This window comes from Streptomyces sp. NPDC013455 (assembly GCF_040632975.1).
GTDB lineage: Bacteria > Actinomycetota > Actinomycetes > Streptomycetales > Streptomycetaceae > Streptomyces.
On sequence record NZ_JBEYCX010000001.1, the window covers coordinates 26,433 to 39,057 of the forward strand.

Consider the following 12,625-nt stretch of genomic DNA (forward strand, 5'->3'; position numbering starts at 1 on the left):
GGCCGGATCAGGCTCGCCGGCCCTGCCCGGTCGGCAGGACACCCCTCGTCCGCCCACGGTCACGCGTCGGCCTGTGCCTTCCCGGCCAGCGCCGCGACCCGCTCCACGCCGAACACATAGCCCTGCACTCCGCAGCCGGCGATCACACCGTCGGCGCGCAGCGAGACGTAGGAGTGGTGCCTGAACGATTCGCGCTGGTGGATGTTGGAGATGTGCACCTCGACGACGGGCATGCCGTCGCAGGTGTTGAGCGCGTCCAGGATGGCGACCGACGTGTGCGAGTAGGCACCGGGGTTGATGACGATGCCGCAGTGGCTCAGCCGTGCCTCGTGGATCCAGTCGACCAGGACGCCCTCGTGGTTGGACTGCCGGAAGTCCACCGTGCCGCCGTGCGCGGCCGCCGCCTCGGCGCACAGCGCCTCCACGTCGGCGAGCGTGTCCGTGCCGTAGATCTCGGGCTGGCGCCGGCCGAGCAGGTTGAGGTTGGGCCCGTTGAGGATCATGATCGGGGCGTTGGTCAGGGTGCGGGGCACGGTTCCTCCGGTCCGTCTCGGAGCGGTGCGTCGACGACCGCTGCTCGCCCCCGGTCTATCACGCCGGCCGAGGCGGGCGGCGGCCCCTGCGCGCCGGTCGCCACGGCGTGCGCTCTGGCCCCCTGATCACCTCCGCACGCCCCCGTAACCCGTGATCACTGGGGGTAGTTGACGCGGTATGCACCGAGTACGCGCCGTGAGCACTCCGTCCCTGCCGCGGCTCGCCGCCGCCTCCCTCATCGGAACGGCGATCGAGTTCTACGACTTCTTCGTCTACGGGACCGCGGCGGCTCTCATCCTGGGGCCGCTGTTCTTCCCGACGTTCTCCCCGCTCGCGGGGACACTGGCGGCGTTCGGGACGTTCGGGGTGGGGTTCATCGCCCGCCCGCTGGGCTCCGTGCTGTTCGGGCACCTCGGCGACCGGCGCGGGCGCCGGCCGGTGCTCGTCGTTTCGCTGCTGCTCACCGGCGCCTCGACGGTCGCGGTCGGCTGTGTGCCGTCCTACGGGACCATCGGTGTGGCCGCGCCCGTGCTGCTGCTCGTGCTGCGTTTCGTCCAGGGGCTGGGGCTCGGCGGGGAGTGGGGCGGGGCGGTGCTGCTGACCGCCGAGCACGCGCCCGCCGGACGGCGCGCCCTGTGGTCGAGCTTTCCTCAGGTGGGACCGGCGGTCGGTTTCGTGCTGGCGAACGGGCTGACGCTCGTGCTGTCGGTGACACTGTCCGACGCGGAGTTCGCGCGCTGGGGCTGGCGGGTTCCGTTCTGGGCGGCCGGCGTGCTGGCACTGGCCGGTATGTGGCTGCGCTCGTCGCTCGCGGAGAGCCCCCGTTTCCTGGAGATCGACGACCACGCGCGCGTGCCGTTCCTGGAGGTGGTACGGCACCACGGGCGGCTGGTGCTGCTGACGGCCGGGGCACTGGCCATGGGCTACGCGGTCTTCTACGCGGTGACGACGTGGTCGCTGGCGTACGCGACGGAACGGCTCGGTGTGAGCCGTACGGTCATGCTGATGTGCATCATGGGCGCCGTCGTGGTGATGGGCGCGCTCACGCCCGTCGTGGCGTCGCTCGGCGACCGGTACGGGCGCCGGCCGATGTGTCTGACGGGATGCGCCGCTTGCGTCCTGTGGATGCTTCCCATGGTCGCGCTCCTGTCGACCGGTGAGCCGCTGCTGATGTTCCTGGCCGTCCTGGGCGCCCTGCTCTCCTTCGTCGCCATGTCCTCGGTGATCGCCGCCTACCTGCCGGAGCTCTACGAGCCGCGGGTGCGCTGCACGGGCGCCGCCGTGGGCTACAACCTCGGCGGTGTCCTCGGCGGGGCGCTCACCCCGGTCGCGGCCACGGCGCTCGCGGAACGGAGCGGGCACGTCCCGTGGGGCGTGGGCGCGTATCTGGCGGGCATCGGGCTGGTCAGCCTGGTGTGTTTCGCTTTGCTGCCGGAGACGCGGCCGGTGCCCGTGCCGGCGCCGGTCACGGGCTGACCGCGGGGCGGCTCGGCCGCACTAAGGGTTGATCGCCAGTTCCAGGTAGGCGGCGAACACCACCAGGTGGACACCTCCCTGGAGGGGTGTGGCCCGGCCCGGCACCACGGTCAGCGAACTGACCACCACGGTCAGCGCGAGCAGCAGCATGTGGGTCGGGCCGAGGCCGAGGACGAGCGGCCCGGACAGCCAGACGGAGGCGAGTGCCACGGCCGGGATGGTCAGGCCGATGCTGGCCATGGCGGAGCCGAGTGCGAGGTTGAGGCTGGTCTGCACCCTGTCCCGGCGGGCGGAGCGCAGTGCGGCGATCGTCTCGGGCAGCAGGACGAGCAGGGCGATGATCACACCGACGACCGCGTGCGGCAGGCCCGCGGCGGCCACCCCCGACTCGATGGTGGGCGAGACGCCCTTGGCCAGTCCCACCACCCCGATCAGGGCCAGCCCGAGCAGGCCGAGGCTGATCCAGGCGGTCCGCGCGGACGGCGGCTGCGCGTGGTCGACGGCGGTGATCGTCTCGCCCTGCCGGGTGACGGGCAGGAAGTAGTCGCGGTGGCGCACGGTCTGGGTGGCCACGAACAGTCCGTAGAGGATGAGGGAGGACAGCGCGGCGAACGTCAGCTGGACGGTGGAGAACTCCGGTCCGGGCTTGCTGGTGGTGAAGGTCGGCAGCACCATGCTCAGCGTGGCCAGCGTCGCCACGGTCGCCAGCGCGGCGCCGCTGCCCTCGGGATTGAAGACCGCCGTACGGTGCCGCAGGGACGCGACGAGCAGGCACAGCCCGACGATGCCGTTGCAGGTGATCATCACGGCGGCGAAGACGGTGTCCCTGGCCAGGGTGGAACCCTTGTCGCCGCCGTCGGCCATGAGGGTGACGATCAGGGCCACCTCGATGATCGTCACGGCGATGGCGAGCACCAGGGATCCGAAGGGCTCGCCGACTCGGTGGGCGACGACCTCGGCATGGTGCACCGCCGCCAGGACGGCACCGGCGAGAACCAGGGTCACCAGGCCGACGACCACCCCGGGCAGGTCGCGGCCCCAGGTGAGGACCAGCAGGACGACCGCGAGCGCCGGCACGAGCATGGTCCATCGGTGGGTGAGCGACCGGAGCCGAGTGATCATGCCGAGATGGTCGCAGAGGCGTACGGGCTTCGCATTCCGTTCCTTTCGGATATCCGGAGGCACCGGATTCGCGTCCGGCGACGCAGCGGGAGCGGGGGCGGTGATGTGCTCCGCCCCCGCTCCCGGGGTGCCCGTGGCCGTGCGTCGGCGGTCAGGCGTCGACGCCGGCCTTCGGAGCACTGTCGTCTTGGGCCTGCGCCGCCTCGGCGGCCGCCTGCTTCTTGGACGCCAGCAGGCTGGTGACCGTGGTGACGGCGAGGACCGCGCAGATCACGCCGAGCGAGACGGGGATGCTGATCTCGGGCACGTGGACACCCGACTCGTGCAGGGCGTGCAGCACCAGCTTCACGCCGATGAAGCCGAGGATGATCGACAGCCCGTACGAGAGGTGGACCAGCTTCCTGAGCAGTCCGCCGATGAGGAAGTAGAGCTGGCGCAGACCCATCAGGGCGAAGGCGTTGGCGGTGAAGACGATGTACGGGTCCTGGGTCAGGCCGAAGATCGCGGGGATCGAGTCCAGGGCGAACAGCACGTCCGTGGTGCCGATGGCGAGCATCACGACCAGCATCGGCGTCATGACGCGCTTGCCGTTCTGCTGGATCCACAGCCTGGTGCCGTGGTACCGGTCGGCCACGCCGAACTTGCGCTCGGCGGCCTTCAGCAGCTTGTTCTCCTCGTACTCCTCGTCCTCCTCATCCGCGCGGGCCTCCTGGATGAGCTTCCAGGCGGTCCAGATCAGGAAGGCGCCGAAGAGGTAGAACACCCAGGAGAAGCTGGCGATGATCGCGGCCCCGGCGGCGATGAAGACGGCCCGCAGGACCAGGGCTATGAGGACGCCGACGAGCAGCACACGCTGCTGGTACTGGGTGGGCACGGCGAACTTCGCCATGATCAGGACGAAGACGAAGAGATTGTCGACGCTCAGCGACTTCTCGGTGATGAAGCCCGCGAAGAACTCGCCGGCCTGCTGTCCGCCGCCGAAGACGAGCAGACCGAGGCCGAAGAGGCCGGCCAGGGCGATCCAGACGGCCGTCCAGATGCCCGCTTCCTTGATGGAGACCTCATGCGGCTTGCGGCCGATGAAGAAATCGACCGCGATCAGGGCGGCCAGGCCCACGATGGTCAGGACCCACAGGGTCATGGAGACTTCCACTGCACCTCCGGCATGGGATAACGGCAAACACATCAGCGTTGTCGCTGCCGGAGGTCTCTTCCACCCGCGATGGGCCGACGCCCCGGGACCGTGAAACGGTCCGTACTGACGGGTGCGCCGCAGTCAGGGAGTACTCCCCTCCGTACGAAGACAGTACCCCAATCACCAAGGAAAGGTAAAGAGCAAAGTAAAGGAAGCTCCAAATTGCCTGTTCAGAGCAGCTTTACTGTTGCTTGGTGCGGGCTTCGGCCACCTGGGCCAGCACCTCCCGCAGGACCTGGCTGCCGGCCGGCACGCGTGCCGGTTCGTACGTCCAGGCGTGGCCGACCCACGGATCGGCGACATGGTCGTCGGGCAGCGGTGTGAGTCGCAGCAGCGAACGCCACAGCGGATCGAGCAAGGGACCGTAGGCGGCCGCGTCCCGGCGGTCGGCGACGAGCAGGAGGTGCACACCGGCATCCGGGCCCTCCTCGGCTAGATGGCGGAGCCGGGTCACCGACCGGTCGTCGAAGCCGTGCGGGAAGTCGTTGACGATCAGGAGCTGTGCGGCCGGGTCGGTGCCGGCCGGCAGCGGCTCGGCCACTCCTCCGTCCGCCGCCATCCGCACCAGGCCGACCCGCCGGGCGAGCGCCTCCAGCACCCGCGTGACTCCCGCCGCCCCGGTAGCGGGCGGCGCTGCGAGGAGCCCCGCCCGGATCAGCGGCAGCAGCGCCCGCGTCGCGGCGCCGGCCGGGTCGACGACCTGCACGGTGAACGTCCCGGGCGGGTGTACGGCGAGCAGGCGCGCCGCGAGGGCCACCGCCGTCTCCATGGCCAGGTCTCTCACCACGGCGGAGTCCGGCGGCTGGTCGTCGGCCGCTGCCACCGGGCCGCTGTCGACCCACACGCCCCGCTCCAGCGGCAGCCTGACCAGGAGCGGGATGCGCAGTGGCACGCTCTCCGGGAGGTGCAGATCGCCGAGTCGCACCGCCATCGGCGGCTCGGCGGGAACGCGGTAGGCGTGCCAGACAGGGTTGTCCCAGCCGGCATAGGCGGGCGGCAGCGCCGGCTCGACCACCTCGGCCTCGGCGGTGAGCTGGCCGAGGTCGCGGTCGAGGACAGCGCGCGCCTGATCGGTCAGCCGGCTCCGGCGGGCGTGCGCCGCCTCCCGCGCGGCGTCGCCCGCCGCGCCGAGCCGCTCGCGGGGGTCGGCGAGGACCTGGTCCAGTTCCTTCTCCAGGCGGGAGTCGGCGAAGTCGACGGCACTGCGGTAGGCGGCCGTGGTGCGGGCCAGATCCTCGAACATCCCCCAGACTTGGTTGTACAGCCGTTCCTCCATCGACCAGCCCGCCGCGTCCCCGGCGACGGGCCGAGCGGGCCGGTCGTCGTCGGCGCAGGAGGAGGCGGCCGCGGACGGTGGCGCGGGCGGAGTGCCGTGGGGCCGGTGCGGGTGGGTGTAGCCGACCGGGCCGCCCTCGTCCGCCGGGCGGTCACCGGCGCCGGCGCTCCGCTGGCCGTACGGCCGTGTCGGCGCCGTCGGGGCGGCAGCTGAGGCTGTTCGAGTGGGAGGTGCCGAAGGAGCCGGAGCGGAGGCGGACCGGGAGTCACCCTCGCGGTCCGGTGCCGGCAGTGCGTCCGGCGGGACGGAAATCAGCGCCTCCTCGATCGCCGTCGCGAGGGCGTCGGCCTCGCCCAGGCCCTGGTCGGCGAGGAGGGCGGCGAGACCGCCCGCGTAGCCCTGGCCCATCGCGCGTACTTTCCAGGCACCCTGCCTGCGGTACAGCTCCAGGGCGAGCACGGCGGCCTCGGAGTCCAGGCCGGTGAGGGTGTAGCAGACGAGTTCGGTGCCGTCGTGGCTCGTCACCGTCGTGTGCGGGGCCGGGACGGCGCCGAAGCGGAGCGGGCCCGCGGTGCGGGTGGGCAGGGCCAGGAACACGTCGACACGGTGCACGGACCCGGGCAGGGCGTCCAGGTCGACAGTGAGGCGGTGCTCGGCCACGGCCTGCCCGGACACCTGGACGCCGGGCAGCGCGGGAGCGCCGGGGTGGGCCACCCACCGGGGGCCGGGCACCCTGCCGTTCTCGTCGCCGAGTGCGGCTCCGGCCAGAACCGGAACCCCGGCCGAGACCCGGATCTCCAGCCGGGCCTCGGACAGCGGGTGGTTCTGCCCCCGTACCAGCTCAGCCGCCATCACCCGTCGCCCCCCTGGGTCGTGCTGTCGTGCCTGCCGCACCGGCGAGCGGGCGGCCCGGTTCTACAGGTGCGGCAGGATCGCCGGCATCAGGTCCTGGAAGGTGCGGCCGTCGGCCGGGCTGCCGATGGCGGTCATCGTCCAGCCGGAACCGGCGCGGTGCACCTTGGCCATGATCTGCGCGGTGTACTCGCCACCGCCCGCCAGGGTGTAGCGCGCCAGCTCCTGACCGTTGGTCTCGTCCACGAGCCGGCAGAACGCGTTCTGCACCTCTTGGAACGTCTGGCCGGTGAAGGAGTTCACGGTGAACACGATCTGGTCGATGTGCACGGGGACCCGCTGCAAGTCCACGAGGATCGCCTCGTCGTCCCCGCCCTGACCGACACCGCCGACGAGGTTGTCACCGGTGTGGCGCACGGAGCCGTCGTCGCTCACCAGATGCCGGAAGAAGACGACGTCCACGGGCTGCTTCTCGGCGAAGAGAACGGCCGAGGCATCCAGGTCGATCTCGCGGGTGCGGGAACCGAACAGCCCGCGCCGCTTCGCCGCCTGCCAGCCAAGCCCCATGCGGACCGCTGTGAGGGAGCCGCCGTCCTTCTTCTCCAGGCTGATCGCCTGACCCTTGCTCAAGTTGACGGACACGGCTCAATCCCCTTTCGACGGTCCCCTGTTGCCGCGCCGTGCTGCTGGCACACCGCGGTTGACACGAACCCTACGCACGGCCACTGACCGTGCCGAACCCCGGCCCACGCTTTGTGTCGGTGTTGCAACACTTGGCGCATACGTCGAGGTCCGACCGGTGGACAGCGGTCAGGAGAGGCCGGCCTCGCGCATCTGGCGCAGCTCCTTCTTCATCTCGGCGACCTCATCGCGCAGCCGGGCCGCGACCTCGAACTGGAGCTCCGCGGCGGCGGCGCGCATGCGCTCGGTCATCTCCTCGATCTGCCCGGCCAGTTCGGCCGCCGGACGATCGGTGGGCACCGCCTTGCCCTGGGCCGCCTTCCCGGCCTTCGTCCCCTTGGCCGCCTTGGCCGCCTTGTCGCCGAGCGACGGGACGGGAGCCTTGGCACCCTTGCCGTCCTTCGTCTTGCGGTAACCGGAGCCCAGGAGCTGCTCGGTGTCGACCTCCTCGCGGGCGATCTGCGCGACGATGTCGTTGATCTTCTTGCGCAGCGGCTGCGGGTCGATGCCGTTCGCCTTGTTGTAGGCGACCTGCTTCTCCCTGCGGCGGTTGGTCTCCTCGATGGCCTTCTCCATCGCCGGAGTGATCTTGTCGGCGTACATGTGGACCTGGCCGGACACGTTGCGCGCCGCGCGGCCGATGGTCTGGATCAACGACGTGCCCGAGCGGAGGAAACCCTCCTTGTCGGCGTCCAGGATCGCCACCAGGGACACCTCGGGCAGGTCGAGACCCTCGCGGAGCAGGTTGATGCCGACCAGGACGTCGTACTCACCGGAACGCAGTTCGCGCAGCAGTTCGATGCGGCGCAGGGTGTCGACGTCACTGTGCAGGTAGCGCACCTGGATGCCGAGCTCCAGGAAGTAGTCGGTGAGGTCCTCGGCCATCTTCTTCGTCAGCGTGGTGACGAGGACCCGCTCGTCCTTCTCGGTGCGCTTGCGGATCTCGTGCACCAGGTCGTCGATCTGGCCCTCGGTGGGCTTGACCACGACCTCCGGGTCGATCAGGCCGGTCGGGCGGATGATCTGCTCGACGACACCGTCGGAGCGCGACAGCTCGTAGGTGCCCGGAGTGGCGGACAGGTACACGGTCTGCCCGATCCGCTCCTGGAACTCCTCCCACTTCAGGGGGCGGTTGTCCAGGGCGGAGGGCAGGCGGAAGCCGTGGTCGACGAGGGTGCGCTTGCGCGAGGCGTCGCCCTCGTACATCGCGCCGATCTGCGGGACCGTGACGTGCGACTCGTCGATGACGAGCAGGAAGTCGTCCGGGAAGTAGTCCAGCAGGGTGTTGGGCGCGGAGCCGGGCGAGCGGCCGTCGAAGTGCATCGAGTAGTTCTCCACGCCGGAGCAGGTGCCGATCTGGCGGAGCATCTCGAGGTCGTACGTGGTGCGCATCCGCAGGCGCTGCGCCTCCAGGAGCTTGCCCTGCTTCTCCAGCTCGGCCAGGCGCTCCCCCAGCTCCTTCTCGATGTCGTTGACGGCCCGCTCCATGCGCTCGGGGCCGGCGACGTAGTGGGAGGCGGGGAAGACGTAGAGCTGCTGGTCGTCGCTGATGATTTCGCCGGTGATCGGGTGCAGCGTGGAGAGCGCCTCGATCTCGTCGCCGAACATCTCGATGCGGACGGCCAGCTCCTCGTAGACCGGGAAGATCTCGATGGTGTCGCCGCGGACGCGGAAGGTGCCGCGGCTGAAGGCCATGTCGTTGCGCGTGTACTGGATGTCGACGAAACGGCGCAGCAGCTCGTCCCGGTCGATCTCGTCGCCGACCCTGAGGGGGACCATCCGGTCCACGTACTCCTGGGGGGTGCCCAGGCCGTAGATGCAGGACACCGAGGCGACCACGACGACGTCACGGCGGGTGAGCAGCGAGTTGGTGGCCGAGTGGCGCAGGCGCTCGACCTCCTCGTTGATCGAGGAGTCCTTCTCGATGTAGGTGTCCGACTGCGGGACGTACGCCTCGGGCTGGTAGTAGTCGTAGTACGAGACGAAGTACTCGACCGCGTTGTTCGGCAGCAGCTCGCGGAACTCGTTCGCCAGCTGGGCGGCCAGCGTCTTGTTCGGCGCCATCACGAGGGTGGGGCGCTGGAGCTGCTCGATCATCCACGCCGTGGTGGCGGACTTGCCGGTGCCGGTCGCGCCCAGGAGGACGACGTCCTTCTCGCCGGCCTGGATGCGCTTGGCCAGGTCGGCGATGGCCGTCGGCTGGTCGCCGCTGGGCTGGTAGGGGCTGACGACCTCGAAGGGCGCCACCGTGCGTTCGATGTGGGAAACGGGCCGCATGTCATCCACCGTACGACCCCCCACTGACAACCGGTCCCGATCGGCGGTTCTGCGGGGTGCGGGGGCCGTGCGGCGGGCCGCCGGGCCGGCGGGCCCGGTCAGCGGTTCTGCGGGGTGCGGGAGCCGTGGCTCACGGACCGGTGGGCCGGCCGGCGGTCCTCGCGGGGCGCGGTACGGCGGTCCTCGTGGTGGGCGGTGCGGCGGTCCGGGTGGGAGGCGAGAGCGGCGGCCGGGACGCCCGGCTTGTGCTCGACGGGCCTCCCGTCGGGCCGTCCCATGACCATCAGCGGATCGAAGATCACGACGACGCCCGCGAGGAGCAGGAAGGCCAGCGGGCCGATCAGCATCGGCGCGAGCACGGACGCCGCGGGGGCGCCGGCGGCGGTCGCGGAGGCGCCGTCGAGGTGGACACCGAGGGCGGCCATGCCGGTGTAGTGCATGCCGCTGACGGCGAGCCCCATCACGAGGCTCGCGCCCACGCTCCACAGGAAGCCCCGCACCTGTCCGGCGGCCCAGAGCGCGGCGGTGGCGGCGACGACCGCTATGACGACGGAGGCGGCGACGGTGAACGTGTTGTACGTGAATCTTCCGTGGAAGCGGACGCCCGCCATGCCGAGGTAGTGCATCGAGGCGACGCCCAGACCGGTGATCGTGCCGCCGGTGAAGAGGGGCGTGCCGGTGGCGCCGCGGTGACCGACGATGAAGATCCCGATGCCGACCATGACGATCGCGAGACCGAGGCTCGCATAGGTGATCGGCTTGTCGTAGTGGATCGGCGCCTCCTTGATGGTGAAGCCCATCATGGCGACGAAGTGCATGGTCCAGATGCCGGAGCCGATCGCGGCCGAGCCCAGGGCCAGCCAGGCCGGCCGCCAGGACCGCGTGACCAGCAGGGACCGCGTGGTGCAGCGCAGGCCGAGGGCACCGCCGAGGCAGGCCATCAGATAGGCCACCAGCGGGGTGACAGCCCCGTAGCTGAATCCGTCGACCGTGCCTTGCATCCGCGGCTGCCCTTCCGCCTTCTTGCGTCCCGGAATACCTGTATGTGCCCCCGCTCCCAGGACCGCCCGGGCGGTCAGGGTTCCGCAGAGAGTATGACCCCCACCGGAATGGTCGAACGATTTTCCGGCAAAGAAACACGGCCTTGCCCCAGTTGTGCGGCAGTGGTGAGCGGAGTTGGGGTTCCCCGTTCAATCTGTGGCCAACGTGCGCCCAGGTGCCGTTGACCCTCTGCTGTCAGTCTGGTGCCGTCGGTATCCGTCACGACGCGAGGAGCACGGATGTACGCGCGCGTAGTCGCCGCCATGGTCGCCGCGGGCTCGGTGACGGCGGTCGTCCTTCTGAGTCCCGCCTCCGACGCCCGGGCGCGCGAGGACCGCGTGCCCACGGTGATCGCCCACCGGGGCGCCTCCGCCTACGCCCCCGAGAACACGCTGACCGCCGTCGACAAGGCCGCCGAGCTGGGCTTCTCCTGGGTCGAGAACGACGTCCAGCGCACCAGGGACGGCGAGCTGGTCGTCCTGCACGACGACAGTCTGCGGCGCACCACGAACGTCGAGGACCTCTTCCCCGGCCGGGCGCCGTGGAAGGTGAAGGACTTCACCGCGGCGGAGATCGCCCGGCTGGACGCGGGCAGCTGGTTCTCACCCGCGTACGCGGGTGCGCGCGTGCCGACGCTGCGGCAGTACATGCGCCGGGTGGAGCGCAACCACCAGAAGCTGCTCCTGGAGATCAAGAACCCGGAGCTGTACCCGGGCATCGAGCAGGAGACCGTGAAGGTCCTGGGCAACGAGGGCTGGCTGGACCGAGGGCACCGGGGCCGGCTGATCGTGCAGAGTTTCAGCGCCGACAGTGTGCGGGCGGTCCACGAGCTGAAGCCCGCGGTCACCACCGCCTACCTCGGTTCGCCCGCCGTGGCGCAGCTGCACCGGTTCGCGCGCTTCACCGATCTGGTCAATCCGTCGTACAAGTCGCTCTCCCGCGGGTACGTCGCGGCCGTGCACGCCTTCGCCGGGCCGCACGGCCGGCCGCTCGGGGTGTTCGCCTGGACGGTGGACGACGCGGCCGCCGCCCGTGGCGTCGCCGGTCACGGCGTCGACGGGATCATCACCAACAAGCCCGACGTGGTGCGGGCGGCGCTGGAGGGGGACCGAGCCGGGCGGGCGTTGTCAGTGGCCGGCCGTACCGTGGGCCCATGGACAGCCATGAGCGGAGTGAGCAGCGGGTCGCGTGGGCCGTCGTCGGGACGGACATCGGCCCGCTGATGCTGGCGGCGACCCGCGAGGGCCTGGTCAACGTCGTCTTCCACGCGTCGGACGCGGTGCGCGACCGGGCGCTGGAGCGGCTCGCCGCCCGGCTGGGCGGCGAGCCCGTGGAGGATCCGGACTCGCCGCTGCTGACGGAGGCGATACGTCAGCTGCGGGCGTACTTCGCGGGCGAGCGGCACGACTTCGACCTGCCGCTGGACTGGTCGCTGATCTCCGGGTTCAACCGGCAGGTACTGCGCGAGCTGGCGTCCGGTGTGCCCTACGGCACCGTGGTGGGGTACGGCGATCTGGCGGGGCGGGTCGGGCAGCCCGGCGGGGCGCAGGCGGTCGGTGCGGCGATGGGCGCCAACCCGCTGCCGGTGGTGGTGCCGTGCCACCGGGTGCTGGAGAGTGACGGTGGCATCGGCGGTTTCGGGGGCGGGCTGGAGACCAAGCGGAAGCTGCTCGCCCTGGAGGGGGTGCTGCCCGAGCCGCTGTTCTGACCGCTCGCCGACACGGCTAGTCGTAGTGTCGGGCCTCGAAGACGTTGCCGTCGGGGTCGCGGAAGTAGAAGCTGCGGGTGGCGTTGCCGCGGGCGCCCGACGAACCGTGGTCGATGGGCGAGACGGGGACGCCGTTTTCCTGGAGGCGGGTGCGCAGGGCGTCGAAGGCGCCGGCCGGCAGGGACAGGCAGACGTGGTTGACGGGGTGGCCCGCGCTGCCGGCCGAGCCGGGCAGCATCCTCATGCGCTCGGCCATGGTGTGCGGCGCGAGGTCCAGGATGGTGTCCTCGTTGACGCGTACGGACGGGAAGGACACCTTTCCCTCGGCGAACTCCGCGACCTTGACCGGCTCCAGGCCGACGACCGTCTCGTAGAAGCCGGCTGCGGCGAGCGGGTCCGCCACCCACAGGACGATGTGGTCGAGACGCGTGGTGTTGTTCGTCATGCGGCCCAGGCTGGTGGT

Annotated in this window: 11 protein-coding genes; 3 read left to right on the forward strand and 8 right to left on the reverse strand. The window is 70.8% G+C overall.

Annotation, left to right across the window (positions count from 1 at the left end):
- Positions 1-59 precede the first annotated feature (59 nt).
- The gene (aroQ, locus tag ABZ576_RS00110; RefSeq protein WP_360733810.1) at positions 60-533 is read right to left on the reverse strand and encodes a type II 3-dehydroquinate dehydratase; all 474 of its coding nucleotides are present in this window, start codon (positions 531-533) and stop codon (positions 60-62) included.
- A 178-nt stretch (positions 534-711) separates the two neighbouring features.
- Here aroQ and ABZ576_RS00115 point away from each other — a divergent pair, with 178 nt between their 5' ends.
- Positions 712-2,010 carry an MFS transporter gene (locus tag ABZ576_RS00115; protein ID WP_360733812.1) on the forward strand — a complete coding sequence of 433 codons (1,299 nt, stop codon included), beginning with the start codon at positions 712-714 and terminating at the stop codon, positions 2,008-2,010.
- Positions 2,011-2,031: 21 nt separating this feature from the next.
- Here the strand turns inward: ABZ576_RS00115 and ABZ576_RS00120 are convergent, their stop codons facing one another.
- The 6 genes from ABZ576_RS00120 to ABZ576_RS00145 form a co-directional block, all read right to left on the reverse strand.
- Complete coding sequence (locus ABZ576_RS00120) at positions 2,032-3,132, reverse strand: ionic transporter y4hA (RefSeq protein ID WP_360733815.1); 1,101 nt, start codon at positions 3,130-3,132, stop codon at positions 2,032-2,034.
- Positions 3,133-3,283: 151 nt separating this feature from the next.
- Positions 3,284-4,273 (reverse strand): TerC/Alx family metal homeostasis membrane protein, encoded by a 990-nt coding sequence (locus ABZ576_RS00125; protein ID WP_360733818.1) that lies wholly within the window; start codon positions 4,271-4,273, stop codon positions 3,284-3,286.
- 235 nt (positions 4,274-4,508) lie between these two features.
- Positions 4,509-6,455, reverse strand: coding sequence for a TerD family protein (locus ABZ576_RS00130; RefSeq protein WP_360733821.1), 1,947 nt, complete (start codon positions 6,453-6,455; stop codon positions 4,509-4,511).
- Positions 6,456-6,518: 63 nt separating this feature from the next.
- Complete coding sequence (locus ABZ576_RS00135; protein ID WP_360733824.1) at positions 6,519-7,097, reverse strand: TerD family protein; 579 nt, start codon at positions 7,095-7,097, stop codon at positions 6,519-6,521.
- Positions 7,098-7,265: 168 nt separating this feature from the next.
- Positions 7,266-9,413: an excinuclease ABC subunit UvrB gene (uvrB, locus tag ABZ576_RS00140; protein WP_360733827.1), complete on the reverse strand. Its 2,148-nt coding sequence runs from the start codon at positions 9,411-9,413 to the stop codon at positions 7,266-7,268.
- Positions 9,414-9,511: 98 nt separating this feature from the next.
- Positions 9,512-10,414 (reverse strand): MHYT domain-containing protein, encoded by a 903-nt coding sequence (locus tag ABZ576_RS00145; RefSeq protein WP_360733830.1) that lies wholly within the window; start codon positions 10,412-10,414, stop codon positions 9,512-9,514.
- 279 nt (positions 10,415-10,693) lie between these two features.
- Here ABZ576_RS00145 and ABZ576_RS00150 point away from each other — a divergent pair, with 279 nt between their 5' ends.
- Both ABZ576_RS00150 and ABZ576_RS00155 read left to right on the forward strand, forming a co-directional pair.
- Positions 10,694-11,677: a glycerophosphodiester phosphodiesterase family protein gene (locus ABZ576_RS00150; protein ID WP_360733833.1), complete on the forward strand. Its 984-nt coding sequence runs from the start codon at positions 10,694-10,696 to the stop codon at positions 11,675-11,677.
- On the forward strand, positions 11,608-12,162 hold the full coding sequence (locus ABZ576_RS00155) for a methylated-DNA--[protein]-cysteine S-methyltransferase (protein ID WP_360733835.1): 555 nt from the start codon (positions 11,608-11,610) through the stop codon (positions 12,160-12,162). The genes ABZ576_RS00150 and ABZ576_RS00155 overlap by 70 nt, the downstream gene beginning before the upstream one ends.
- Before the next feature lie 16 nt (positions 12,163-12,178).
- Here ABZ576_RS00155 and ABZ576_RS00160 read toward each other — a convergent pair whose 3' ends face one another.
- Positions 12,179-12,607, reverse strand: coding sequence for a VOC family protein (locus ABZ576_RS00160; protein ID WP_360733838.1), 429 nt, complete (start codon positions 12,605-12,607; stop codon positions 12,179-12,181).
- Positions 12,608-12,625 lie beyond the last annotated feature (18 nt).